Consider the following 25302-nt stretch of genomic DNA (forward strand, 5'->3'; position numbering starts at 1 on the left):
GGGCGTGATCTGCCCGTACCGGCCTTCGCGGGGCTGGCCTTCGGCCGGGGCCTGCTCGCTGTCGGCTTTCCGCTCGACGCCTTGCCCGCAGCCGGTGGACGCCGCGCAGGCGCCGAGCGGGAGGGAGACCTCCCGCTCTGGGCACGCGTCCGCGTACCACTCGCCCGTGTGGCCACTCCAGGACGGTACCGGTCTCCGGCCGCGACATCCGGCAACCCCGACCTTCCGGGCGCGTCGCCTCAGACCTCGACAACCACCGGCACGATCATCGGACGGCGCCGGTAGGTGTCACTCACCCAGCGTCCGACCGTGCGGCGCACCAGCTGCTGCAACGCGGCGACATCCACCATGCCAGAACGCATCGACTCGGCCAACGCCTCGGACACCAGGCCGCGTACCTGCTCGAATGCCTCGCGGGCGTCGGAGAACCCCCGGGCCGACAGCTCGGGGCCGCCCACGACCTTCCCCGACGCGGCGTCGACCACAACCGTGATCGTGATGAAGCCATCATCGCCCAGGATGCGACGGTCCTTCAGGCTCGACTCGCCGACATCGCCGACGGCGAGCCCGTCGACGTAGACGTAGCCGCACGGGACGACGCCGGTGATGTTCGCCTGCCCGTCGACCAGGTCGACGACCATGCCGTCGTCGGCGAGCACGATCCTGTCCGCGGGCACACCGGTCGCCTCGGCGAGCGCGCCGTGCGCACGCAGATGACGCCACTCGCCGTGTACCGGCATGACGTTGGACGGGCGGGTGGCGTTGAGGACGTACAGGAGCTCGCCGGCCGGCGCGTGCCCGGATGTGTGCACCTTGGCCACGCCCTTGTGGACGACCTTCGCCCCCCAGCGGGTCAGCCCATTGATCACCCGATGGACCGCGTTCTCGTTCCCCGGGATCAGACTGGAGGCGAGCACGACCGTGTCGCCGGCCTCGATCCGGATCGCATGGTCACGGTTGGCCATCCGGGACAGGGCCGACAACGGCTCGCCCTGGGAACCGGTCGAGACCAGGCAGACGTTGCGATCGGGCAGCGAGGCGATGTCACGCATGTCGACCATGAGGCCCGGCGCGACCCGCAGCAGCCCCAGGTCACGGGCCACCCCCATGTTGCGCACCATCGAGCGTCCCACGAAGCACACCGAGCGACCATGCGCCTCCGCCGCGTCAAGAACCTGCTGCACACGGTGCACATGACTGGCGAAACAGGCGACGATGATTCTCTTGTTCGCTCCCCGGAACACACCGTCGAGGACGGGAGCGATCTCCCGCTCCGAGGTCACGAAGCCTGGCACCTCGGCGTTGGTGGAGTCGGACAGCAGAAGGTCGACACCCTCCCGGCCGAGCCGGGCGAAGCCGCCCAGATCGGTCAGCCTGCCGTCGAGGGGAAGCTGGTCCATCTTGAAGTCGCCGGTGTGCAGCACCAGACCGGCCGGCGTGCGGATCGCGACAGCCATGGCGTCCGGGATGGAATGGTTGACCGCGAAGAACTCACAGCCGAATGGGCCGAAACTGTGGACCTGCCCCTCCCGCACCTCGACGGTGACCGGGGTGATGCGGTGCTCGGCGAGCTTGGCCACGGTCAGCGCGAGCGTCAGCCGGGAGCCGACCAGCGGGATGTCGGCACGTTCGCGCAGCAGGTAGGGGATGGCGCCGATGTGGTCCTCGTGTGCGTGGGTGAGCACGACCGCCTCGATGGCGTCCAACCTGTCCCGGATGGCGGTGAAGTCGGGGAGAATGAGGTCGACGCCGGGCTGGTCACTCTCGGGGAAGAGCACTCCGCAGTCGACGACGAGCAGCCGGCCGTCGAACTCGAACACGGTCATGTTGCGCCCGATCTCGCCGAGACCCCCGAGCGCGACGATGCGCAGCCCGTCCGGCGGAAGCGGTGGCGGTGTTCCCAGCCCGGGGTGGGGATGGCTCACGCGGAACCCGCCGTCGCCGTGGCCACGTCCGCGGACAGGTCGATTCCGGCCGCGGCCAGGTCGGCCCTGAGTCGCTCGCGTTCCTGCTCGGTGGCATCCACCAGCGGCGGCCGGACTCCCCCAGCGGGCAGCCCAGCTATGTGAAGAGCAGCTTTTGTCATGATCACACCTTGGTTCCTGAACATGCCCTCGTACGCCGGAAGCAGACTCAGGTGTAGTGAACGGGCACGAACGGCGTCACCTGCGTCGAAAGCATCGATCATCGAACGGATCCGGACGGTGGCGACATGCCCGACGACGCTTACGACCCCCACGGCCCCCACCGCCAGGAGCGGGAGGTTGAGAATGTCCGTACCGGAGTAGTATGCAAGTTCTGTTCGGGCAAGGACCCACGACGACGCGCCAAGATCGCCCTTGGCATCCTTGACAGCCACGATCCGTGGATGGTCAGCCAGATGTACCAGCGTATCCGTTGCCACCGGCACACCGGTACGGCCAGGTATATCATAGATCATGACAGGTAGACCAGTAGCGTCCGCGACCGTACGGAAGTGCGCCGCAAGCCCGGCCTGTGGAGGCTTGCTGTAATAAGGGCTGACCACCAGCAGCCCGTACGCGCCGGCCTTCTGCGCCGCCACGGCCAGTTCCACCGTGTGCCGGGTGTCGTTGGTGCCCACACCGGCAATCACCTTCGCCCGGGTGCCGACGGCCTCCACCACCGTCCTGAGCAGCTCTTCTTTTTCCGCGTCCGAGGTGGTCGGCGATTCCCCTGTCGTCCCGTTGACAACCAGACCGTCGTTGCCGACGTCCACCAGATACTCCGCGAGTGCCGCAGCACCTTTAAGATCAAGTTCACCGTCCGCGGTGAACGGAGTGATCATTGCTGTAATCATGCGACCGAAGGGCGCTCGGGACAACACTGACATGCCGGTCACCTTAGTTCTCATGGTGCCTTGTCGGGCAACACCCGGCACGGCACGTGACGGCACCTCGGACGCACATGAGTCCGCCACACATGAGACGGCCGGAATGCCGACGACGGCCAGGAAGCTTCGACGATAGCTGCTACCCAGCGCGACCGGCATCCTGGCGACGGCGCTCCGACGGCGCGCCCGACCCCGGGGCGCCGGATGCTCGCGACATGTTCCGGCCAAGCCGGACGAGGCGTCGCGGACCACCGGGACGCCAGGAGCGGACGGCCACCCCTCGACCCTGGTTCTTCGGCATGGTGACCATCCTGTTCCTCGCTGGCCCGTTTCCTCATCAGCCCATTCCCGGGCCGGCCGGTCCGTGCCTGCGAGCGATCAGTCTACTCCGCCAACAGAGCCAGCAGCCGACAGACGCAGCAGTGTCCAGCAACGCCCGCCAGCCGCGACAGCACGCGCCAGCCGAACGCAGCCGGGCCTCCACCGCGTCCGCCGCCTGGCTGTCACCGGCTTCCGCCCGCACTGCCTCTCACCCGACTGCCACAACCACCTGTCGCAGCCGTCGCCGTCACTGTCGTCTCGACCGTGTTCCGCGGAACGCACCCCTCCTTCCTGAAGGATCATTCCCCTGCCGAAGGCCCCACGGCACCCCGGGGCGCGAACCCGACCTTCGACCCCGCGCCTGGACGTGACCGCCTCGGGCTTCGGCCCCGCCGACCCCACTTCACAACTCTGTACAGAACAGACATTTCCTTGCAGGCCAGACAATATGGGTCTAGCATCGAACCTATGTTCGATATCGATGTGGAGCATGCCCCCCTCCACCAGCTTGAAGCGGAAATCTGCGCCTGGGCCGGACGGATCTCAGCCGCGATGTGCGCCTGGCTGTTGGCACTGGCCGCGTTCGACCGCCGCGAGGGCTGGGCAGGGGCGGGGATCCGCTCCTGCGCACACTGGCTGTCGTGGAAGTGCGGGACCAGCCTGCGCACCGGCTATGAGCACCTCCGCGTCGGGCACGCTCTCGAACAGCTCCCCGCACTGCGCGACGCCTTCGCGAGCGGTCGGTTGTCCTACGCCAAGGTCCGCGCCATCAGTCGGGTCGCCGACGTCGACAGCGAGGCCGAATGGGTCCGTCAGGCCGAACATGCCACGGCCAGTCAGCTTGACCGGCTCGTCGCCGCGTACGGTCGTCTGCGTGGCCGTGACGGGCTGGGTCAGGTGATCGACCGACACACTCGCCGGTCCTGCTCGTGGCAGTGGGACGACGACGGCAGCCTGATCATCCATGCCCGACTGACCCCCGAGGATGGCGCCCTGTTCGTCAAGGCCCTCGACGCGGCCCACGCCGGCCACGCGCCTGACATGCCTCGGGACCGGGCCACGAACGCCGACGCTCTCACCGCGGTCGCCTGCGATTTCCTCACCAGCAGGGCACCTACGCTGGCCGACCCCGCCCGCTACACCGTGAACGTCCATATCAACGCGAATCTGCTCACCGACGGCGACCGTGAGCACCAGTCCCGCAGCGACGTCGAACCGGGTGTCGCGGTACATCCGGAAACCGTTCGTCGGCTCGCCTGCGACGCAGGTGTCGCCATCCCGAACGCCGGGCGGTGGGCCGGGGAACCACTGCGCCTCCAGGAGTCGGTCACCGCGCTCCTCAACGCGGGAACTGCCCGGCAAGGCACACGCGGACACTCCGGGCGATCTCCAGGTCCTCGCGGGCCTCGACAACGAGCGTCCGGGCCGGCGAGCCGGCAGCGGTGATGTCATGATCGCCGTCTGCATGAGCGACGTTACGCGCCGGGTCGATGCCCACACCGAGAAAACCCAGCCCGTCCGTGGCGCCAGCCCGTACTGTCGCGGAGCGCTCCCCCACCCTACCGGTGAAGACCAGCGTGTCCAGCCCGCCGAGAGCCGCCGCCATCGCGGCGATCTGCGCACGCAGTCGGTGGAGGTACACCGCCAGCGCCAAGGAGGATGCGGCCTCACCGGTGACGGCGCGGTTGACGACCGTACGCATGTCCGGGGTGCCGGCCAGGGCGGCCAGGCCCGAGCGGTGGAACAACGTCTCGGTGAGCTCGTCGGCGGACAGGCCGGCCGACGTCTGCAGCCACAGCAGCAGGCCCGGGTCGATCGTGCCGGAACGGGTCGCCATGACCAGCCCCTCCAGCGGGGTGAACCCCATGGTGGTGTCGATGCTGACGCCGTCGCGGACGGCTGCCAGCGACGCGCCCGAGCCCAGATGGCAGGTCACCACCCGCCGCCCGCCGGTCAGCGCAGCCGCCCGGCGGGACGCGTACGCGTGGGACAACCCGTGGAAGCCGTAGCGGCGCACGCCGAGACGGTCCCGCCAGTCAGCCGGAACCGCGTAGGTGGCCGCGGCCAGTGGTATCCGGGCATGGAAGGAGGTGTCGAAGCAGGCGACCTGGGTGATGCCGGGTGCCGCGGTCCGTACCTCGGCCAGCGCGGCCAGCGCCGCCGGCTGGTGCAGGGGGGCCAGTACGGCGAGCGAGCGTAGCTCCTTGACCACCCGGTCGGTGACGACCACCGGGTCGGTGAACTCTGTTCCGCCGTGCACGATCCGGTGCCCGACCGCGCCGAGCTCGCCGAGCCGAGCCAGGTCCGTGATCGCGGCGGTGACCTCGTCCGGGTTCGGTCTGCCTTCCCGCGCGCGAAGGTCGACCGCGGCCAGCAGAGCGTCCCCCGGCTCGAGGAGACGCAGTTTCAGGCTGGACGAACCGGCGTTGACCACGAGGATGTTCATGCTGCTGGGCCGTCTAGTAGGGCCAGGTCCAGTTGGAGATCTCGGGCATGTCCGTGCCGAAGTCGCGGGTGTACGTGCGGGCCGCGATCCGGGCGTCCACCATGTCCTGCCAGACGTGTGCGGCGCGCGCACCCAGCGACGGCACCCGGTCGATCACGTCGATCACCAGGTGGAACCGGTCGAGGTTGTTCATCATCACCATGTCGAACGGCGTGGTGGTCGTGCCCTCCTCGATGTAGCCGCGGACATGGATGTTGGTGTGGTTGGTCCGCCGGTAGGTCAGCCTGTGGATCAGCCACGGGTAGCCATGGTAAGCGAAGATCACCGGTCGGTCGGCGGTGAACAGCGCGTCGAAACGGGCGTTGGAGATCCCGTGTGGGTGCTCGCTGTCAGGCTGGAGGCACATCAGATCGACGATGTTGACGACGCGCACCTTCAGGTCAGGGAAGTGGCGCCGCAGGATGTCGACCGCGGCCAGGGTCTCCAGGGTCGGGATGTCGCCGGCGCAGGCCATGACCACGTCGGGCATGCCGTCGGCTGCTGCGTGCTCGGAGCGGCTGGCGGGTCCGTGGTCGTTGCTGGCCCAGTCCCAGATACCGATGCCCCGGGTGCAGTGGGCGATCGCCGCGTCCATCGGCAGGTAGTTCAGCGCCGGCTGCTTGCCCGCCACGATGACGTTGATGTAGTGCCGGCTGCGCAGGCAGTGGTCGGCGACGGACAGCAACGTGTTCGCGTCCGGCGGGAGGTACACCCGGATTATCTCCGCCTTCTTGTTGACCACATGGTCGATGAAGCCCGGGTCCTGATGGGAGAAGCCGTTGTGGTCCTGCCGCCAGACATGGCTGGTGAGCAGGTAGTTCAGCGACGCGATCGGACGCCGCCACGGGATGTGGCGGGTCGTCTTCAACCACTTCGCGTGCTGGTTCACCATCGAGTCGACGATGTGGATGAACGCCTCGTAGCAGGAGAAGAACCCGTGCCGGCCGGTGAGGAGATACCCCTCCAGCCAGCCCTGGCACAGATGCTCCGAGAGCACCTCCATGACCCGGCCGTCCGGCGCCAGGTCGTCGTCGCCGTCGACGATCTGCGCGTTCCAGGCCCGGGACGTCGTCTGGAACAGCGCGCCGAGACGGTTGGAGACGGTCTCGTCCGGGCCCATGACCCGGAACGTCGTCGGGTTCGCCGTCATCACGTCCCGCAGGAAACCGCCGAGGACCCTTGTCGCCTCACTGAACGTCGTGGCCGGGTTGGCGACCTCCACGGCGTAGTCACGGAAGTCGGGCAGGGCGAGGTCACGCAGCAGCTCGCCGCCGTTGGCATGCGGGTTCGCGCTCATCCGCCGGTTGCCCGACGGCGCGAGGCCGGTGAGCTCGGCGACCAGGCGGCCGTCGGCGTCGAAGAGCTCCTCGGGCCGGTAGCTGTGCAGCCACCGCTCCAGCTCCGCCAGGTGCTCGGGGTTGTCGTGGATCTGCGCGACCGGCACCTGATGGGATCGCCACGTGCCCTCGACCTGTGCGCCGTCGACGACGCTCGGGCCGGTCCAGCCCTTCGGGGTACGAAGGACGATCATGGGCCACGGCGGGCGGGACGGGTCGCCGTGCGCTCGCGCCTGCCGCTGAATCCGGGCGATCTCGGCGACGACGGTGTCCATGACGGCGGCGAAGCGCTGATGGACCCGCTCGGGATCGTCCCCGGTAACGTGGAACGGCTGGTAGCCGTAGCCGCGCATCAGCTGGTCGAGCTCGGCCTGCGGGATGCGCGCGAGCACGGTCGGCTGAGCGATCTTGTAGCCGTTCAGGTGGAGGATCGGCAGCACCGCGCCGTCACGGACCGGATCGAGGAACTTGTTCGAGTGCCAGCTCGCCGCCAGCGGGCCGGTCTCGGCCTCCCCGTCCCCGACGACCGCGCAGACCAGCAGGTCAGGATTGTCGAACGCGGCGCCGAAGGCATGGGTGAGGGCGTAGCCGAGTTCCCCGCCCTCGTGGATCGAGCCGGGGATCTCCGGCGCCACGTGGCTGGGGATGCCGCCGGGGAAGGAGAACTGGCGGAACAGCCTGCGCAGCCCGGCGGCGTCCCGGGTGATGGAGGGATAGACCTCGGAGTACGTGCCCTCCAGGTAGGCGTTCGCGACGATGCCGGGGCCACCGTGACCCGGGCCGATGACGTAGATCGCGTTCAGGTCGTTCGCCCTGATCACGCGGTTCATGTGCGCGTAGATCAGGTTGAGTCCCGGTGTGGTGCCCCAGTGGCCGAGCAGACGGGGCTTGACGTGCTCGGCCCGCAGGGACTCCCGCAGCAGGGGGTTGTCGAGCAGGTAGATCTGACCGACCGACAGGTAGTTCGCCGCGCGCCAGTAGGCGTGGATGCGCCGCAGCTCGTCCGGTGACAGCGGTCCTGGTGACAGCGGCATGCATCCCACCTCAGTCGGCGAGCGGGCTCGCCGCAACCTCGGTTCCGTCGTCCAGAGCGGTCACCTGGAAGTCGCCGAAGACATTCGGCGCGAGCCGCTGGAGCTCACGCAGCACCGCCACCGCCAGGGCGCGGATCTCGACGTCGGCCGCCTCGCTCGCCCGCATCGCGATGAAGTGACGCCAGGCCCGGTAGTTCCCGGTCACCACGATCCGGGTCTCGGTGGCGTTGGGCAGCACCGACCGGGCGGCCTGCCGGGCGAGCTTGCGCCGGGAGGTCGGTGTCGCCACGTCGGCGAACCGCTTCTCCAGCCCCTCGAGGAGCTTGCCGTAGGCCTCCAGCGAGGCGGCGGTGGCCTCGGTGAACAGTTCGTGCAACCGTGGGTCCTCAGCGATGACGTCCGGCTCGATCACGGCGGCGTCCCGCTCCGGTACGTAACGCTGGGAAAGCTGACTGTAGGAGAAGTGCCGGTGGCGCACCAGCTCGTGGGTCAGGCTCCGGGAGACCCCGGTGATGTACACACTCACCGTCGCGTGCTCGAGCACGGACAGGTGCCCGACGTCGAGAATGTGGCGCAGGTAGCCGGCGTTCGTGGCCGTGGCGGGGTTCGGTTTCGACCAGCTCTGGTAACAGGCCCGGCCGGCGAACTCCGCCAGTGCCTGGCCACCGTCGGCATCGGTGCTCCAGTCGACGTCGTCCGGTGGGACAAACTGCGTCTGAGCAATGATCTGGACGCGCATGCCCATACCGTAACCTGCGGCCATCTAGCCCGGACCGGACCTATGGCAACCTATGGCACCGACCCGCCGTCTCGGTAACAGTAACGCACCGCGATGATTCTGGACGGCGCCGGACCGTGATAGACCAGGATCGACGGTCATCCCCCAGTCGATCGTCCCTGGCGGTCGGGGGTTTCCCGCCCCCCGTCAACCCCCGGCCGCCCACAGGCGGGCCGACGGCGGGCAGACGCTGGCGACCAGCAGCCGCCCGCCGTCGCGCACGCAGCCGAACACCGCCAGGTGCAGCGGCCGTTCGGCCGGTACCGGGACGCCGCCATCCACGTCATACCTGGCGTTGGTGACCTTACGGCGATGCGCCGCCGGGTCGTCCGCCGTGTGGGCCGGCGCGTCGGCGCGCCAGACGACCATCATCTCGGTGCATCCCGGCGGCCAGGTCCAGCGCAGCAGGTCGCCGGCGAGGTGCAGATCGGTCGCGGGCGCGAGGCGGTCCGCGGCGGTCAGGACGACGGACACGGGATCGGAAGCGAGCTGGGCCGCGTCTGAGCGGGCGGGGGCGGACCACAGCCCGGACCGGCCGGCGAGCACCTCGTAGGCCGGGATCGGCGTGTCCGGGCCGACCCCGCCGTCCTCGATGCTGGTGACCTGGGTGACACCGACCGCGCGGGAGGCTCCGTCCGGCCCGATCCGCAGCACGCGGTACCTGATAGTGCCCGCCGACGGCGACGGCTGCCAGGTGACCACCACGGCCCGGCCGGCACGCCGGGCCCGTACCCGCGTCGGTGGCGCCACCCCGGTGACGGCAAGGGCGTCGCGGGCGGCCTGATGGTCGGCGACGATCTCCAGCGCCTCCAGCAGCAGGCTCTCCCGCTGCGCGCCGTGGCTGCGGCCGGCGGCGGCGACCATCTCGTCGGCGCGCGCGAGCTGCTCACGGACAGTCGCGATCTCCTCGGCGACGCTGCGCCCGTCCCGGCCGGGCACGTCAGCGGCGTCGCGGGCGAGTTCGTCGAGCAGCCGGGCGGCGGTCCGCAGGTTACGGCCGGACACCGCAGCCTCGACCTGCCGCCACCGCGACCCGGCCTCGCGGATCACCTGCTCGACCTCGTCGGCGACGGCCCGGATCGCGGGCAGCAGCTCCCCGGCCCGTTCCCGGGCCTCGGCGACCTGCTCGTGGGCCTCGACCGGACGGCCCGCCCGCAGCGCGGCCCGGGCCCTGGCCAGCGGCTCCAGCCACTGCGTGGCCCGGGACGGCGCGGTTCGGGACTGCTGGGGCCGTTGGGCTGGCCGGAGCGGCTGGCTTGGCCGGGCCAGCCGGGTTGGCCGGGCCCGGACGGGGACGTCCGGCACGTCGACGCCGTGTTCGCGGGCGAGCTCGGCGAGTACCGCCTCGGCTCGACCCCGGTCGAGGCCGTGCTCCTCGGCCTCGGTGAGGAAGTTCGTGTAGTGCCGCGGGGTGAGGGCGTCCTCGACCAGCACCGCCGCGGCCACCGCCGGCCGCAGTCGGGCGGTCACGTCGGCTGCCAGGGCGTCCAGGTACAGCGCCGGGTCGGCGTCGACGAGCAGGGCGGTGACCGCGGCCAGCAGGTCGTCCACGAGTGCGCGGCGGCGGTCCGGACGGCGTTCGCGGTTGCGGGCGGCGAACTCGTCCCGGGCCTGGCGGATCTCGTCCCGTTCGGCGCCGGGCGGCAGGCCGAGCAGGGTGAGCAGGCTCGTCGGCGGGGTCTCCCCGGACAGCCGGCCGAGCTCGTCGAGGTCGGCGCGTACCTGCCGGAACAGGTCGGGGTCGACGGCGGGACGGTCGGGACGCGCCGGCGTCCCGGCGGGCAGCACCTTGTACCGGCGCACCCGCAGGGCGAAGGCGTCGGCGTCGATGCCGCGCTCGGCGGCGAGCTGCCGCAGGCCGGCGAGCTTGTCCTCGGGCAGGCCGCCGAAGCGCTGCACCAGCCGGGCCACGGCGGCGTCGAGGTCGGCGAAGCGCTGCCCGTCCCGGTCGTCACGCTCGCGGCGGACCCGCTCGGCGAGCAGGCCGCGGCGCCGCGCGTCGAGCAGTTCCTGGCCGACCTGGTCGTGCGCGGCCAGCAGCGCGAGCACCAGGCCCCGGTACTTGGATGGTCCCGGGACTTCTGCCAGAAGGCCCACACCTGGCCGACGCGGGCGGCGACGTCGGCGTCGGTGAGCCGGTCGACCTCCGCCAGCGGGATGTCGTACAGCTCGAAGGGGTCGGACTGCCCGACCCCACCACGGGCCTGGACGGCGGCGAGGACCCGCTTGCGGTAGTCGTTAGGCTGGAATTCCTCCACGCCCGCTCCTTCAGCCCTCCCGACGGCGCAACCGGGCCACCGCGTCCCGTTCCCGGGCGACGTCGGCCTGGCTGAGCGCCGCACTGGTCTCCACCCGCACGGTCAGGGGACGATCGACCAGCCCCTCGTGCAGCGCGGTCACCTCCAGGATGCCGTCGAAGCCCATCCGGAAGGTGATCTCGATGGGCGTCCCGGCCGGGAAGCCCGGGGGGATCCCGGTTATGTCCGCCTGTGCGATGATCTTAACGTCGTCGACCCGGGTCGACTCGACACCACCGCCCTGTTCCACCACGTGAACCGTGACAACATCCTGGTCGTCACGAACGGTGCCGAAACTACGCCTGACCGCTATCGGCAGCCGGTCGTTGCGGTGGACGAGGAACACCGCGGAACGTTCGCCGAAACGGTCGAGCGCGAGCACGCCGAACCCGCGGGAGACCACGTTGACCACCTGCACCTCGACGGTGCGGCGGACCCGCTCGGCGGTCAGCCCGAACGCCTCCGCCAGGCGCCGGCAGGCAGCGGCGAGATCCTCGGGCGCGGCGGTGTCGGGCTGGGCCCCGTCGAGGATCTGCCCCCGGGACACCAGGTCGGCCAGCACCAGCCGCTCGATGGCCTTCTTCTCCCCGTAGAGGGCCGCGCCCTTGGCGACCGCGAGGTCGGGGTCGCGCAGCTCCACCGGTACGCCGAGTTCGGCGGCCAGCCGGCGGGCCACCGCCGGCATCCTGGACGATCCGCCGACGAGCAGCGCCCGGTCCAGCCGGGTGACCCCGCGGGCCCGGGCCGCGGCCAGGACGGAGCGGGCCAGCGTCACGGTCCGCTCCAGCAGGCCGGCGGTCAGCCGCTCCAGGTCGTCCCGGGAGAACGGCACCGTCAGCGCGTGCCCGTCGTGTTCCACCCGGACCGTTGTCCGCGTCCGGTCGCTGAGCTCGCGCTTGGCCTGTTCGGCCGCCAGCAGCAGCGCCTGGGCGGCCTCGGAGTCGTCGAGCGGGTCCTCGGCGTCGGGATGGGCGTCGAGGACCCGCCGGGACAGGTGCAGCGCGATCTTCTCGTCCCAGTCGGCCCCGCCGAGCTGGTGATCGCCGTCGACCGCGACCACCGAGACCCGGCGGTCTGCGAGCTCGACGACGGTCACGTCGAAGGTGCCGCCGCCGAGGTCGTAGACGAGCGCGACATCCTCGTGTTCCTCCCGCCCGCCGGGGCCCGTGTCGGGGGGGTCGGCATTGAACCGGGCGAAGCCGTAGGACAGCGCGGCGGCGGTCGGCTCGTTGATGACGTCCACGACCGTCAGGCCGGCGTACTGCCCGGCGAGCACTGTTGCGCAACGCTCCTCGTCACCGAAGTAGGCCGGGACGGTGATGACGACGTCACGGACCGACTCGCCGGCGGCGAAGGCCACGTCACTGACCAGCGCCCGCAGGATGAGGCTGCTGACCGCCGGCGCCGACCAGGCCCGGCCGGAGCTGACGAAACGCCAGTCACCGTCGCCCATCCGGCGTTTGACCAGTGCGCACACGTCGTCGGCACGGGCGCGGGCGAGGCGGCGGGCGGGCTCACCGGTGACGTAGTCGTCCGGCCCGACGAACAGCACGACGCTCGGCAGCGTGGTGGCGCCGTCGGAGAGCGGAACCACCTCCGGCTCCCCCGACCGGTCCACCCGGGCAACACAGCTGTACGTGGTTCCGAGATCGATTCCGTAGACGACGCCCGCGCTCATGTCCGAAACGTATCGAGATCACGCGGCGGAATCGGCACGTTCGAGAGCTATTGCGTAGCGCATCGCACGGCGTCCCCGACGGGTGTCCCCAGCGTCACCGTAAGCCGCCGCGAGCCGGTACCAGGCCCGCCAGTCCCGGGGGGCGGCTTCGGTCTCGGCCCGCCGGGTCTCGAAGAGCACGTCGGCGGCGGCACGGTCGATCCGGCCGGAGGGGCGTCGCGGCAGCCGCGTCGCGGCATCGGCGGAACTGACCGATTCCGCTGACAGCAGGCGGCCCAGGCGTTCGGCGGCCCGGCCGAACTGCAGCTCCCGGACGATGACGGCCGCGCCCACCACGGGCAGCAGCAGGACGCCCACGCCCATCCCACGCGCGGCCCAGCTGTCCTCGGTGAGCAGTTGGACACCCCGCCAGCCGATCAGAGCGAGGTAGAACACCGCCGCGACGACCAGCACGACCACTACCTGACGGGCTTTCACCGCTGCGGCCTCACAGTTCGAGCAGGGCCTCGAGGCCCACGGTCAGGCCGGGCCGCCCGGGCGTGCGCCGCACGCCGAGCAGCACACCCGGCATGAAGGAGGTTCGGTCCAACGAGTCGTGACGCAGGGTCAGCGTCTCTCCGGCGCCGCCGAAGAGCACCTCCTGGTGCGCGACGAGCCCGGACAGCCGGATGCTGTGGACGGGCCCCCCGCCGACCCGCGCGCCGCGCGCCCCGGCCAGCGCGGACGAGGTGGCGTCCGGGCCCGCCGGGTCCAGCCCGGCCTTGGCCCGGGCCTGCGCGATCGCCTCCGCGGTGTGGGCGGCCGTCCCGCTGGGGGCGTCGAGCTTGCCCGGATGGTGCAACTCGATGATCTCCACGGACTCGAAGAAGCGAGCCGCCTGAGCGGCAAAATGGATCATGAGCACCGCCGCGATCCCGAAGTTCGGGGCCACCAGCACCCCGACCCCGGGGGTGTCGGCGAGCCAGCCGCGCACGGTGGCCAGCCGCTGCGCGTCAAACCCGGAGGTGCCCACGACGACGTGCAGGCCGGCGTCGACGCACCAGCGCAGGTTGTCCATGACGGCGTCGGGGCGGGTGAAGTCGATGACGACCTGGGCGGCGCGCAGGGCGTCGCGCTCGTCCCCGGCGTCGATCGCGGCGACCAGAGAAAGATCGTCAGCGGCCTCGACGGCGGCGCGGACCGTCGAGCCCATCCGGCCCCGGGCGCCGAGCACACCGACCCTCAGGCGGTCGGGGACAACGGGGGCGGCAGCGGCGGGGGAAACGGCGGTCATGCCGCGACCACACGCGCGAAGTCGTGATCGTCGAACGGGCCGATCACGCCCAGGGCCAGCGGACGGGTGAGCAGCTCGGCGGCGACGGCCCGGACGTCGTCGCCGGTGACCGCGTCCACCCGGGCGAGTATCTCGTCGACGGAGAGCAGCTCGCCGTGGACGAGTTCGCTCTTGCCGATCCGGCTCATCCGCGAACCGGTGTCCTCCAGGCCCAGCACCAGTGAGCCCCGGCTCTGGCCCTTGGCCCGGGCCAACTCCTCGTCGGTGATGCCCACCGTCGCCACCAGCTCGAGCTGCTCGCGGCAGAGGGCGAGCACGTCGTCGGCCCGCCGGGGCGCGCATCCCGCATACACGCCGAACAGCCCGGCGTCGGCGAAGTGGGAGGCGAACGAGTAGACGGAGTAGGCCAGCCCGCGCTTCTCCCGGACCTCCTGGAACAGTCGGGAGCTCATCCCCCCGCCGAGGGCCGAGGACATGATCCCCAGGGCGAACCGGCGGTCGTCCTGGCGTGACATCCCGACGGTGCCGAGCACGACGTGCGCCTGCTCGGTGGGACGCCGGGTGACCACCACGCCCGCGGCGTCGGGGTAGGCGTAGGAACCGCCGCGCGCCGCCGCCGGGGCGCCCGGCCCGCCCAGCCGGTCGGCGAAGGCCGAGGCGACGAGTGCGAGCGTCCGCTCGTGGTCGATGTTGCCGGCGATCGCGACCACCATGTCCGACAGGGCGTACCGGGAGCGGTAGTACTCGGCGATGGTGTCGCGCTCAAGGTTCTCGATGGACTCGGTCGTTCCCAGCACCGGGCGGCCCAGTTCGGTGTCGCCGAGCAGCGCCGCGGAGAACACGTCGTGCACGACGTCGCTCGGGTCGTCGTCGTGCATGGCGATCTCCTCGAGGATCACGCCGCGTTCGGCCTCGACGTCGTCGGCTGCGATCAGCGAGTGGGACACCATGTCGCTGAGCACCTCGACCGCGTCGGTGAGGTCGTTGTCGAGCACCCGCACGTAGTAGCAGGTGTACTCCTTGGTCGTGAAGGCGTTGAGCTCACCGCCGACCGCCTCGATCGCCGCGCTGATCGTGAGCGCGTCCCGGGAGGGGGTGCCCTTGAACAGCAGGTGCTCGAGGTAGTGCGAGCAGCCTGCCGTCAGTGGGCTCTCGTCGCGAGAGCCCACCCCGACCCAGATCCCGATCGCGACCGAGCGGACCCCGGGGACCTTCTCGGTCAGCACCCGCAGCCCACCGGGCAGCACCACCCGCCGGACCGCGCCGGACAGTAGTTCCTCGCCCGCCCCGATGACAGCCGTGTCGGTCACTGGCGGCGGTCAGGCCCCGACCGGGACGCCGTCGGCGTCCTCGACCACGGGACTCAGGCTGATCTTCCCGCGGCTGTCGATGTCGGTGATCTCGACCTGGAGCTTCTGGCCGACCTGTACCACCTCTTCCACCTTCTCCACCCGCTTCCCTCCGGAAAGCTGCTTGAGCTTGCTGATGTGGAGGAGCCCGTCCTTGCCCGGGGTCAGTGAGACGAACGCGCCGAAGATCGTGATCTTGACGATCGTGCCCAGGTAGCGTTCCCCGACCTCGGGGAGCTGCGGGTTGGCGATCGCGTTGATCGCCGAACGGGCGCTCTCGGCGGAGACGCCGTCCTGCGCGCCGATGTAGATGGTGCCGTCGTCCTCGACGGTGATCTCGGCCCCGCTGTCCGCCTGGATCTGATTGATCATCTTGCCCTTCGGGCCGATGACCTCACCGATCTTGTCCACCGGGATCTTGACGGAGATGACCCGTGGCGCGTGGGTGGACATCTCGTCCGGCCCGTCGATGGCCTCGGCCATGACGTCGAGGATCGCCAGCCGCGCGGCCCTGGCCTGCTGGAGCGCGCCGGCGAGGACGGTGGCGGGAATGCCGTCCAGCTTCGTGTCGAGCTGGAGGGCCGTGACGAACTCCCGCGTCCCGGCGACCTTGAAGTCCATGTCGCCGTAGGCGTCCTCGGCACCGAGGATGTCGGTGAGCGTGACGAACTGGTCACCCTCGCGGATGAGCCCCATCGCGATCCCGGCGACGGCGGCCTTGAGCGGGACACCGGCATTCAGTAACGACAACGTGCTCGCGCAGACCGATCCCATACTGGTCGACCCGTTGGAGCCCAGCGCCTCGGAGACCTGCCGGATCGCGTACGGGAACTCCTCCCGGCTGGGCAGCACCGGCAGCAGCGCCCGCTCGGCCAGCGCGCCATGGCCGATCTCACGCCGCTTCGGCGAGCCCACCCGACCGGTCTCCCCGGTGGAGTACGGCGGGAAGTTGTAGTTGTGCATGTAGCGCTTGGTGCGGTCGGGATTGAGCGTGTCGACCGTCTGCTCCATCCGCAGCATGGCCAGGGTGGTCACGCCGAGGATCTGGGTCTCGCCCCGCTCGAACAGGGCGGAGCCGTGCACCCGGGGGATGAAGTCGACCTCCGCCGCCAGCTCGCGGATCTCGGTGACCCCGCGCCCGTCGATGCGGACGCCGTCGGCGACGATGCGCTGGCGCACCAGCTTCTTGGTCAGGGCGCGGTAGGCCGCCCCGATCTCCTTCTCCCGGCCCTCGAACTGGCCCACGACCTTCTCCGCGGCCAGCAGGCGGACCCGGTCGAGCTCGGCCTCCCGCTCCTGCTTGCCTGCGATGCGCAGGGCCGCGGCCAGCTCGTCGCCGACAGCTATCGACAGCGCTTCCAGCACGTCGTCGTGGTAGTCGATGAACAGCGGGAAGTCGCGGGTGGGCTTGGCCGCCCGCTCGGCCAGTCCGCGCTGGGCCCGGCACAGCTCCCGGATGGCGGGCTTGGCCGCCTCCAGGCCCGCGGCCACGACGTCCTCGGTCGGCGCGGGCGAGCCCGCGGCGAGCAGCGGGATCGTGTGCGCGGTGGCCTCCGCCTCGACCATCATGATCGCGACGTCGGAGCCGTCGTCGAGGACGCGGCCGGCCACGACCATGTCGAAGGTGGCCCGCTCCAGCTCCGCGTGGGTCGGGAAGGCGATCCAGGTCCCGTCCACGTAGCCGACCCGGGTGGCCCCGATCGGGCCTGAGAACGGCAGCCCGGCCAGTGTCGTGGACGCGCTGGCGGCGTTGATCGCGACCACGTCGTAGAGCGTGTCCGGGTCGAGGGCGAGCACCGTCGCCACGATCTGGATCTCGTTGCGCAGGCCCTTGACGAACGACGGCCGCAACGGGCGGTCGATCAGGCGGCAGGTCAGGATCGCGTCCTCGCTGGGACGCCCCTCCCGCCGGAAGAACGAGCCGGGAATACGCCCGGCGGCGTACATCCGCTCCTCGACGTCCACCGTCAGCGGGAAGAAGTCGAGCTGCTCCTTGGGCTGCTTGCTGACCGTCGTCGCGGACAGCACCATCGTGTCGCCCAGGTAGGCGACGGCCGAGCCGGCCGCCTGGCGGGCCAGCCGGCCCGTCTCGAAACGAACGGTCCGCTGGCCGGCGGCACCGTTGTCGATGACTGCCTCGGCCGAGATCGTCTGGTCTTCTACTGGCACCATTTCTCCTCCACATCGGCCGGGTCCGTCTTGCCGAGGAGGCCGGCGCTCAGTCGAAGCCTCCGGGTTCGCCGTACGACCACCTCGTACGGCCCACCACCCGGACACCACCACCGAGGACCGACAGCTCGCACCGTCACGGACCCGGTCAGATCAATGGAAGCGACATCGCCTCACATACGACATCGCTTCCCCATCGCTATCCCCGCCTCCGCCGTTACCGCCGCAGCCCGAGCCGCTCGATCAGCGACCGGTACCGGTTGATGTCGGTCTTGGCGAGGTAGTTCAACAGCCGCCGCCTGCGCCCGACCAGCAGCAGCAGGCCCCGACGGCTGTGGTGGTCGTGCTTGTGCACCTTCAGGTGCTCGGTCAGGTCGCTGATCCGTCGGGTGAGCATCGCCACCTGCACCTCGGGGGAGCCGGTGTCCCGTTCGACCGTGGCGTACTCGGACAGGATCTGCTGCTTGACATCGCTCGCGAGCGGCACGCGAAACCTCTTTCGTCACCGGGCGGGATGCGCGCCCGGGGTCTTCCCCACCCGGACTGACGGACACACCGCGCTCGTCTGGTGTCGAAGCTTACCAACCCAGCGGGTACTGCCCGACCTGCGTCTGTCGGCGTCCCGCGGCCACCGGCGTCCCGCGGCTACCGGTGCCCCGGGCCCGCGGCCGCCGTGATCTTGCGGGTGGCGGTCACGTCGGCGGCCATCTGGGTGATCAGGTCGCCCACGGAGTCGAAACGCAGGGTCGGACGCAGCCGCTCGGTGAACTCGAACGCCAGCTGGGCGCCGTAGAGATCGCCCTCGAAGTCGAGCAGGTACGCCTCGACCCGGCGGTCTGCACCGTCGAACGTGGGGTTCGTCCCGATCGAGATCGCCGCCGGACAACGCTCGGCGGCGCGCAGCACGTACCCGGCGTAGACACCGTCCGCCGGTATCGCCGCGTACCGGGTGGTGAGCAGGTTCGCTGTCGGATATCCGATGGTCCGCCCGCGCGCGTCACCGTGCACCACGATCCCCTCGATCCGATGGTCACGGCCGAGCGCACGTGCCGCCGTCGCCACGTCACCTTCGGCGATACGAGCCCGGATATGGGTGGAAGAGAGCACATGGTCGTCCTCGCGCACGAGCCGGACGCCCTCCACCGCGAAGCCCTCCGTCTCGCCTGCGCGGCGCAGGCTCTCCAGGTTCCCCTCCGCCCGGTGGCCGTAGGTGAAGTTCTCACCCACCACCACCACGCTCGGCCGCAGCCGGGGCCGCAACATGTCGTGGACGAAGTCCGCCGCCGACACCAGACTGAACTCGGGCGTGAACGAGTGTACGCACACGGCGTCGACACCCAGACGACCCAGCAGTTCAATCTTGAAATCGGGAGTGGTCAGCAACGGTGGGTGACTGCCTGGACTGATGACCTCCGCCGGATGCGGATCGAAGGTCAGCACCAGCACCGGCTCGCCGGCCTGGCGCCCCCGCTCGACCGCACGCGTGATGATCTGCTGGTGGCCGCGGTGGACGCCGTCGAAAAAACCGATCGTCACGACACCGCCGGGCCAGTCGTCCGGCGTATTGCGCACTTCACGCCACCACTGCACGTTCAAAAGCCTATCGGGATCTCCGCGGGCCCAGGGGTGGAAGGCGGCGTGAAAACCACCAACGGCCGGCCGGCCCCCGCGGTGTCCCGAGCCAGGGCGAGCAGCTCACCAGCAGGGCCGAAGACACCGTAGAGGTCGGGCACGCCGAACGGCGGCAGCCGGCGGCCATGAGATATCGCACATGCTTCGTCGGCGTCGACCTGGCGACGGGGGAAGAGCGTACCGACAGCGTCGGCCAGCGGACGCAGCGCGGCTGCCCCCCGCTCGGCGAGGGCGTCGAGCGTGACCGCCCCGGCAAGGCCGAACGGGCCCACCGACGTCCGCCGCAGGGCGGTGAGGTGGGCGCCGCAGCCCAGCGCCGCGCCGAGGTCGCGGGCCAGCGCCCGCACGTAGGTGCCGCTGGAGCAGGCCACGGCCACGTCGAGATCCGTGCCGCGGTGGGCCAGCAGGTCGAACCGGCTCACCGTCACCCGGCGCGCTGCCAGGACGACGTCCTGCCCGGCGCGCACCCGGGCGTAGGCTCGCATCCCGTCGACCTTCACCGCGCTGACCGCGGACGGGACCTGGTCGATCTCACCGGTGAGCGCCGCCATGGCGGCGGCCAGGCGCGGCTGGTCGGCGGCCACCGCCTGGGCGACGGCGTCGTCCGCGACGGTGAGCACCTCGCCCTCGGCGTCGTCGGTGGTAGTCGAGACGCCGAGCCGTACCGTCGCCTCGTAGACCTTGTTCGTCAGGGCGAGGTGCCCGAGCAGCCGGGTGCCCCGGCCCACCCCGAGCACCAGCACGCCGGTGGCCATCGGGTCGAGCGTGCCCGCATGGCCGATCCGGCGGGTGCGCAGTATCCGGCGGGAGCGGGCGACCACGTCGTGTGAGGTCCACCCCGACGGCTTGTCGACCACGACCAGACCCTCCACGACCGGGCCCTCCGCGACCGGGCCTCCCGCCCCGCCCGGGACGGTGGCAGCACCCATCAGACGGGCAGCCGGGGTGCTCGCACCAGCGCGTCGCGCAGGCTGTCCAGTGTCTGCTCAAGAGGGTTCGACGAGGTCAGCCCGGCGGCGAAGCGGTGGCCGCCGCCACCGAGTTCGGTGCACACCGCGCCGACGTCGACAGCGCCCTTGGAACGTACCGACACCCGCCAGACCTCGTCGGCGCCCTGCTTGCAGACGACCGCCACCTCGGCCTCGGCGGTGGCCCGCACGATGTCGATCACCCCTTCGATCTCGTCCAGGGTGAGCCCGGCGCGGGTGAGGTCCGGGAACGCGCACCACGTCCAGACCAGGTCGTGTTCGGGCTCCAGGCGGGCCCGGCCGAGCAGTTCGCCGAGCAGCCGCAGGTAGCCGAACCGGTGGGTGTCCCACACCGTCCGGGTGATCAGGTCGTGGCGGATGCCGGTGGCCAGCAGCCGGGCGGCCAGCTGGTGGACAACCGGCGTCGTCGCGGCGTAGCGGAACGATCCGGTGTCGGTCACCAGACCGGTGTAGATCGCCACGGCCAGGTCGTGGTCGAGCTCCACACCGAGCGCGTCGATGACATCGGTGATCATTACGCTGGTGGACGCGGCATCGGCGTCGATGACGTTGATGTCCCCGAACCGGGTGTTCGAGGCGTGATGGTCGATCACGACCATCCGGCGGGCCCGGGTGGCGACCCGCCCCAAGGCCCCGAGCCGGCCGAGGCTGCCGGCGTCCAGCGTCACCACCAGATCCGGGGTCGCCGGGACCAGCGCCGGCGGGACGAGGAGGTCCTGGCCGGGCAGGAAGGTCAGGGAACGCGGCACCACGAACGGGTCACTGTCGAACGACACCGACGCCCGGCTGCCGAGCGTGCGCAGGGCCAGCCCGAGCGCGATCGCCGATCCGAGGCTGTCCCCGTCCGGGTCGACGTGCGCCACCAGCAGAATGCTCTCGCCGCCCTGGACGGCGGACAGGATCGCCTCGACCGCGCGGTTTCGTTGCTCGCCGACCGCGTCCCCGGACTCCGCCTGCGTCCGAGCCGTCGCGTCCCCGGCCTCGGGTACCGGTAGCAGGGACAGGTCCGCGAGGCTCGTCACGTCGGTCATCGCAGCTCGACCCCCATCATGTCCCCATCAGGCCCTCATCAGACATCATGCCCCCAGCGGGCTCGTCGTCATCCCCACGGGGCTTACGGTACGGGTCGGCCTCACCGGCCGGTCGGGCGCCATCCCGCACGCCGGCCAGGCTCGCGTCCCGCTTCCGGGCAGTGCTGATCAGTTCCTCGAGGTGGCGGGCGTCCTCCGGCAGCCGGTCGTGGACGAAGGTCAGGGTCGGGGTGACCTTGACTCCGGTCTGCCGGCCGACCTGGCTGCGCAGCAGGCCCTTGGCCGACTCCAGCGCGCGGGCCGAGTCCGCCCGGTCCGCGTCGTCGCCGTAGACGGTGTAGAAGACGGTGGCCTCGGTCAGGTCCGGCGTCACCCGGGCGTCGGTCACGGTGACCATGCCCAGTCGCGGGTCCTTCACCTGGCGTTCCAGCGCGGCCGCAACCACTTCACGGATACGTACCGCGAGCCGGCGGGCCCGAGCAGGGTCAGCCATGGCTTCCTCCCGTCACCGTCACCGCATCCTCGTCGGAGGAGTCGTCCTTGTCGGAGGAGTTGTCCTCGTCGGAGAAATACCGTACTCGCGCCGAAAGCAGCTCCAGTTCGGGACGCTGTGCAACCAGACGCTCACAGGCCTCGACGACCTCGGCGCAGTGGGCCCGATCCGCGGCCACCACGGCCACGGCGACCTGCGCCCGACGGTGCAGATCGTGATGGCCGGTCTCCGCCGCACTCACCGCATGCCTGCGGCGGAGCTCCGCCACCACCGGTCGGACCATCGACCGTTTCTCCTTCAGCGAGCGGATGTCGCCGAGGAGAAGGTCGAACACCGCCGTTCCCGTCCACATAGCCGTGTCCTCAAGGCTGCCTGGGAAGCTCCTCAGGAACGGGGAACCTCCCGCTGCTCGAAGGTCTCGATCACGTCATCGACCTTGATGTCGTTGAACGAGCCGAGCCCCACACCACACTCGTAGCCCTCCCGGACCTCGGTCGCGTCGTCCTTGAACCGCTTGAGCGACTCGACCGTGAGGTTGTCCGCGACGACGACACCGTCGCGGACCAGGCGTGCCCTGGCGTTGCGGCGGATGAGCCCGGAGCGTACGAGGCAGCCGGCGACGTTGCCGATCCGCGGCACCCGGAACACCTCGCGGACTTCGGCGGTCCCGAGCTGGATCTCCTCGTAGACCGGCTTGAGCATGCCCTTGAGCGCGTTCTCGATGTCCTCGATCGCCTGGTAGATGACCGAGTAGTAGCGGACGTCGACGCGCTCGCGCTCGGCGAGCTCCCGCGCCTTGCCCTCGGCGCGGACGTTGAAGCCGAGGATGACCGCGTCGGACGCGCTGGCCAGGTTCACGTCGTTCTCGGTGATCGCACCGACGCCGCGTCCGATGATCCGCAACGAGACCTCGTCGCCGATATCGATCTTGAGGAGCGAGTCCTCGACCGTCTCGACCGAACCGGACACGTCGCCCTTGAGGATGAGGTTGAGCTGGGTCTTCTCGCCCTCCTTCATCCGCTCCAGGATCGTCTCCAGGGTCGGGCGGCCACGGCTGAGCGCGAGCTCGGCGTTGCGTTCGCGCGCCTGCCGCCGCTCGGCGATCTGGCGGGCGACCCGGTCCTCCGGAACGACCAGGAAGTTGTCGCCGGCGTCCGGGACGCTGGTGAACCCGAGCACCTGGACAGGACGGGCCGGGCCGGCCTCGGTCACCGGGTCACCGTGCTCGTCGAGCATCGCCCGGACACGGCCGAACGCCTCGCCGGCGACGATCGAGTCCCCGACCCGCAGCGTTCCGCGCTGGACGAGGACGGTGGCCACCGGGCCGCGGCCGCGGTCCAGCCGGCCTTCGATCGCCACGCCCTGGGCCTCGACGTCGGTCGGGGCACGCATGTCCAGCGCCGCGTCGGCGGTGAGGATGACCGCCTCGAGCAGCCCGTCGATGTTGGTGCGGTTGCGGGCGGAGACGTCGACGAACATGGCGTCACCGCCGTACTCCTCGGCGACCAGCCCGTACTCGGTGAGCTGCCCGCGTACCTTCTGCGGGTCCGCCCCCTCCTTGTCGATCTTGTTGACGGCGACGACGATGGGCACGTCGGCGGCCTGGGCGTGGTTGAGCGCCTCGATCGTCTGCGGCTTGACACCGTCGTCGGCGGCGACCACCAGCACCACGATGTCGGTCACCTGCGCACCACGGGCACGCATCGCGGTGAACGCCTCATGACCAGGGGTGTCAATGAAGGTGATCTTCCGCTCTTCGCCGTCGACCTTCGCCCGGACCTGGTAGGCCCCGATGTGCTGGGTGATCCCACCGGCCTCGCCGCTGACGACGTCCGTCTGCCTGATCGCGTCGAGCAGCTTCGTCTTGCCGTGGTCGACGTGGCCCATGACTGTCACGACCGGCGGCCGCGGCCGCAGCTCGACCTCGTCGCCGTAGGCACCGCCGAAGGACAGGTCGAAGCTCTCCAGCAGCTCCTTGTCCTCGTCCTCGGGGCTGACGATCTGCACCTCGTACCCGAGCGTCACGCCGAGCAGCTGCAGGGTCTCGTCCGTGCACGACTGCGTCGCGGTCACCATCTCGCCGAGCTGGGTGAACACGACCTGGACGAGCGCGCCCTGGTTGGCGTCGATCTTGTCCGCGAAGTCGGCCAGGGAGGCGCCCCGGGGCAGTCTGATGACCTGCCCGTTGCCACGCGGGACCATCGCCCCCATGCGGGGGGCTTCCAGCCCGCTCTCCCATTCCTGCCGCTTCGCGCGCTTGGACTTGCGCTGACGCCCCGGGCGGCCACGGCCACCGGGACCGAACGCGCCGGCCGTGGTGCCACCGCGGCCGCGCCCCCCGGAGGTGGGACGACCGCCAGGACCACCGCCACCGGGACGCCCGGGGGCACCCGCGCCCCCGCCGGCCCCGGCGCCGGCCGGACGGCCAGGCGCGCCGCGACCGGCGAAGCCGCCGCCACCGCCCGGACGCCCGCCGCCGGGTCGTCCGCCGCCACCACCACCGGGAGCCGGACGGCCACCGCCGCCACCGCCACCGGGGCGCGGCCCCCCGCCCCCGGCGGGGCGGGAGGGGAACATGCTCGGATTGGGCCGCGGGCCACCGGTACCGCCGGGACGCGGCGGCATCTGGCCGGGCGACGGCCGCGGGCCACCGGTACCACCCGGACGCGGCGGTATCTGGCCGGGCGACGGCCGCGGGCCGGGACGCGGGCCACCCGCGCCGCCCGGACGTGGGCCACCGGGACGCCCGCCGGCGCCTGGACGGTGCGATGGCGCGGCCGGCGTACCACCGGAGGCGCCGGAAGCCGGCGACTGCGGCCGTGACTGCGAGCCCGATGTCGTGTACGGGTTGTTACCAGGACCGGCTGGCCGGGGGCCGGGACGCGGGCCGGGCGTGGGCCGCGAGCCAGAGTTCTTCACCGACGGCCCCGAGGCCGGGGCGTTCTTCACCGGCGGGGTCTGCGCCGCCGGGCCCGTGTTCGGCGGGGTCTGCGCGGGCGCGTCGTGCGCGCCGCCCGCGGAGCCCGGCCGGGAGGGCGCAGTGGGGCCCGGGCGGGGCCGCGTGTGCTGCGCGGCCGGCGGGGCACCCGCCGCGGGAACCGGGCTGGCCCCGCGGGCCGCGGCGGCGTGCGGTGTCGGCGACGTGTCCGGACGCGGTGGGGCGACCGGGCCTGACGGTGTCTGGCCGGCGGGCGCGGCCGGGGCCCCGGGGCCCTGCTGACGGGCTGGTGCGCCCGGTGCGCCCGGTGCGCCCGGACGGCCGGGTACCCGCGGGCCCGGGCGGGGCGGTACCGGCCCGGGACGGGCACCGGGTACCGGCCGGGCGCCGTTGCCCGAGGCGCCGCCGCGCGCGGCGGGCCGCTGCGCGCCGGCGCTCTCGGAGGGGAACGACTCCTTGAGCTTGCGGACGACCGGTGCCTCGACTGTGGATGATGCCGATTTCACGAACTCGCCGAGATCCTTCAGTTTGGCAAGCACGGTCTTGCTGTCGACGCCGAGCTCCTTGGCGAGCTCATGTACGCGGGCCTTTCCTGCCACGGTGCTCCTTCGTTCGGCCCGCGGTCCGCCCGCGTGACCCTGGTTACC

18 protein-coding genes and 2 pseudogenes are annotated in these 25302 nt (G+C 71.2%); 1 reads left to right on the forward strand and 19 read right to left on the reverse strand.

Features of this window, described 5'->3' with window-relative positions:
• Nucleotides 1-239 precede the first annotated feature (239 nt).
• Both FSYMDG_RS17865 and dapA read right to left on the reverse strand, forming a co-directional pair.
• Nucleotides 240-1925 (reverse strand): ribonuclease J, encoded by a 1686-nt coding sequence (locus tag FSYMDG_RS17865; protein ID WP_013874783.1) that lies wholly within the window; start codon nucleotides 1923-1925, stop codon nucleotides 240-242.
• Complete coding sequence (dapA, locus tag FSYMDG_RS17870; RefSeq protein ID WP_013874784.1) at nucleotides 1922-2851, reverse strand: 4-hydroxy-tetrahydrodipicolinate synthase; 930 nt, start codon at nucleotides 2849-2851, stop codon at nucleotides 1922-1924. The genes FSYMDG_RS17865 and dapA overlap by 4 nt, the downstream gene beginning before the upstream one ends.
• A gap of 789 nt (nucleotides 2852-3640) precedes the next feature.
• Between dapA and FSYMDG_RS17875 the strand changes: the two genes are divergently transcribed.
• Nucleotides 3641-4618 carry a DUF222 domain-containing protein gene (locus FSYMDG_RS17875; RefSeq protein ID WP_013874785.1) on the forward strand — a complete coding sequence of 326 codons (978 nt, stop codon included), beginning with the start codon at nucleotides 3641-3643 and terminating at the stop codon, nucleotides 4616-4618.
• On the opposite strand, the gene FSYMDG_RS17880 is transcribed toward FSYMDG_RS17875, so the two are convergent.
• The 17 genes and pseudogenes from FSYMDG_RS17880 to FSYMDG_RS30155 all read right to left on the reverse strand — a co-directional run.
• Nucleotides 4512-5618, reverse strand: coding sequence for an acetate/propionate family kinase (locus FSYMDG_RS17880; protein WP_013874786.1), 1107 nt, complete (start codon nucleotides 5616-5618; stop codon nucleotides 4512-4514). The two genes, FSYMDG_RS17875 and FSYMDG_RS17880, sit on opposite strands and share 107 nt — an antisense overlap.
• A gap of 13 nt (nucleotides 5619-5631) precedes the next feature.
• Nucleotides 5632-8028: a phosphoketolase family protein gene (locus FSYMDG_RS17885; protein ID WP_013874787.1), complete on the reverse strand. Its 2397-nt coding sequence runs from the start codon at nucleotides 8026-8028 to the stop codon at nucleotides 5632-5634.
• 10 nt (nucleotides 8029-8038) lie between these two features.
• The gene (gene thyX / locus FSYMDG_RS17890; protein ID WP_043606977.1) at nucleotides 8039-8767 is read right to left on the reverse strand and encodes an FAD-dependent thymidylate synthase; all 729 of its coding nucleotides are present in this window, start codon (nucleotides 8765-8767) and stop codon (nucleotides 8039-8041) included.
• 186 nt (nucleotides 8768-8953) lie between these two features.
• A complete protein-coding gene (locus FSYMDG_RS17895; protein WP_013874789.1) occupies nucleotides 8954-10855 on the reverse strand; it encodes a hypothetical protein in 1902 nt (633 codons plus the stop codon).
• Between the two features lie 219 nt (nucleotides 10856-11074).
• Nucleotides 11075-12781 carry an Hsp70 family protein gene (locus tag FSYMDG_RS17900; RefSeq protein WP_013874790.1) on the reverse strand — a complete coding sequence of 569 codons (1707 nt, stop codon included), beginning with the start codon at nucleotides 12779-12781 and terminating at the stop codon, nucleotides 11075-11077.
• A gap of 18 nt (nucleotides 12782-12799) precedes the next feature.
• Complete coding sequence (locus FSYMDG_RS17905; protein ID WP_013874791.1) at nucleotides 12800-13258, reverse strand: hypothetical protein; 459 nt, start codon at nucleotides 13256-13258, stop codon at nucleotides 12800-12802.
• A 10-nt stretch (nucleotides 13259-13268) separates the two neighbouring features.
• Nucleotides 13269-14054 carry a 4-hydroxy-tetrahydrodipicolinate reductase gene (gene dapB / locus FSYMDG_RS17910; protein WP_013874792.1) on the reverse strand — a complete coding sequence of 262 codons (786 nt, stop codon included), beginning with the start codon at nucleotides 14052-14054 and terminating at the stop codon, nucleotides 13269-13271.
• Nucleotides 14051-15364 (reverse strand): M16 family metallopeptidase, encoded by a 1314-nt coding sequence (locus FSYMDG_RS17915; protein ID WP_013874793.1) that lies wholly within the window; start codon nucleotides 15362-15364, stop codon nucleotides 14051-14053. Before FSYMDG_RS17915 ends, dapB begins: the two co-directional genes overlap by 4 nt.
• A 9-nt stretch (nucleotides 15365-15373) precedes the next feature.
• Nucleotides 15374-17575 carry a polyribonucleotide nucleotidyltransferase gene (locus FSYMDG_RS17920; RefSeq protein WP_013874794.1) on the reverse strand — a complete coding sequence of 734 codons (2202 nt, stop codon included), beginning with the start codon at nucleotides 17573-17575 and terminating at the stop codon, nucleotides 15374-15376.
• 214 nt (nucleotides 17576-17789) lie between these two features.
• On the reverse strand, nucleotides 17790-18059 hold the full coding sequence (rpsO, locus tag FSYMDG_RS17925; RefSeq protein WP_013874795.1) for a 30S ribosomal protein S15: 270 nt from the start codon (nucleotides 18057-18059) through the stop codon (nucleotides 17790-17792).
• A gap of 158 nt (nucleotides 18060-18217) precedes the next feature.
• Entirely contained in the window at nucleotides 18218-19162 is a 945-nt protein-coding gene (locus FSYMDG_RS17930; protein ID WP_043603954.1) for a bifunctional riboflavin kinase/FAD synthetase, read from the reverse strand.
• Between the two features lie 2 nt (nucleotides 19163-19164).
• Nucleotides 19165-20133, reverse strand: coding sequence for a tRNA pseudouridine(55) synthase TruB (gene truB, locus FSYMDG_RS17935; protein ID WP_013874797.1), 969 nt, complete (start codon nucleotides 20131-20133; stop codon nucleotides 19165-19167).
• On the reverse strand, nucleotides 20133-21224 hold the full coding sequence (locus tag FSYMDG_RS17940; protein WP_013874798.1) for a DHH family phosphoesterase: 1092 nt from the start codon (nucleotides 21222-21224) through the stop codon (nucleotides 20133-20135). The genes truB and FSYMDG_RS17940 overlap by 1 nt, the downstream gene beginning before the upstream one ends.
• Nucleotides 21225-21240: 16 nt before the next feature.
• Nucleotides 21241-21717 (reverse strand): 30S ribosome-binding factor RbfA, encoded by a 477-nt coding sequence (rbfA, locus tag FSYMDG_RS17945; protein ID WP_013874799.1) that lies wholly within the window; start codon nucleotides 21715-21717, stop codon nucleotides 21241-21243.
• On the reverse strand, nucleotides 21710-22069 hold the full coding sequence (locus FSYMDG_RS17950; protein ID WP_013874800.1) for a DUF503 domain-containing protein: 360 nt from the start codon (nucleotides 22067-22069) through the stop codon (nucleotides 21710-21712). The genes rbfA and FSYMDG_RS17950 overlap by 8 nt, the downstream gene beginning before the upstream one ends.
• Nucleotides 22070-22101: 32 nt before the next feature.
• Nucleotides 22102-24849: pseudogene (gene infB / locus FSYMDG_RS17955) on the reverse strand (translation initiation factor IF-2); the annotation flags it as partial.
• A 312-nt stretch (nucleotides 24850-25161) separates the two neighbouring features.
• A pseudogene (locus FSYMDG_RS30155) lies at nucleotides 25162-25254 on the reverse strand (translation initiation factor IF-2 N-terminal domain-containing protein); the annotation flags it as partial.
• Between the last annotated feature and the right edge of the window lie 48 nt (nucleotides 25255-25302).

The sequence above is a fragment of the Candidatus Protofrankia datiscae genome (assembly GCF_000177615.2).
Lineage (GTDB): Bacteria > Actinomycetota > Actinomycetes > Frankiales > Frankiaceae > Protofrankia > Protofrankia coriariae.

Excerpts from the sequence above, each read along its gene's own strand:
- rbfA (WP_013874799.1), bottom strand. The coding sequence starts at position 21,717 with ATGGCTGACCCTGCTCGGGCCCGCCGGCTCGCGGTACGTATCCGTGAA.
- FSYMDG_RS17900 (WP_013874790.1), bottom strand. The coding sequence starts at position 12,781 with ATGAGCGCGGGCGTCGTCTACGGAATCGATCTCGGAACCACGTACAGC.
- FSYMDG_RS17950 (WP_013874800.1), bottom strand. The coding sequence starts at position 22,069 with ATGTGGACGGGAACGGCGGTGTTCGACCTTCTCCTCGGCGACATCCGC.
- FSYMDG_RS17920 (WP_013874794.1), bottom strand. The coding sequence starts at position 17,575 with ATGGTGCCAGTAGAAGACCAGACGATCTCGGCCGAGGCAGTCATCGAC.
- FSYMDG_RS17880 (WP_013874786.1), bottom strand. The coding sequence starts at position 5,618 with ATGAACATCCTCGTGGTCAACGCCGGTTCGTCCAGCCTGAAACTGCGT.
- dapB (WP_013874792.1), bottom strand. The coding sequence starts at position 14,054 with ATGACCGCCGTTTCCCCCGCCGCTGCCGCCCCCGTTGTCCCCGACCGC.
- FSYMDG_RS17940 (WP_013874798.1), bottom strand. The coding sequence starts at position 21,224 with ATGACCGACGTGACGAGCCTCGCGGACCTGTCCCTGCTACCGGTACCC.
- FSYMDG_RS17875 (WP_013874785.1), top strand. The coding sequence starts at position 3,641 with ATGTTCGATATCGATGTGGAGCATGCCCCCCTCCACCAGCTTGAAGCG.
- thyX (WP_043606977.1), bottom strand. The coding sequence starts at position 8,767 with ATGCGCGTCCAGATCATTGCTCAGACGCAGTTTGTCCCACCGGACGAC.
- FSYMDG_RS17885 (WP_013874787.1), bottom strand. The coding sequence starts at position 8,028 with ATGCCGCTGTCACCAGGACCGCTGTCACCGGACGAGCTGCGGCGCATC.
- truB (WP_013874797.1), bottom strand. The coding sequence starts at position 20,133 with ATGGGTGCTGCCACCGTCCCGGGCGGGGCGGGAGGCCCGGTCGCGGAG.
- dapA (WP_013874784.1), bottom strand. The coding sequence starts at position 2,851 with ATGTCAGTGTTGTCCCGAGCGCCCTTCGGTCGCATGATTACAGCAATG.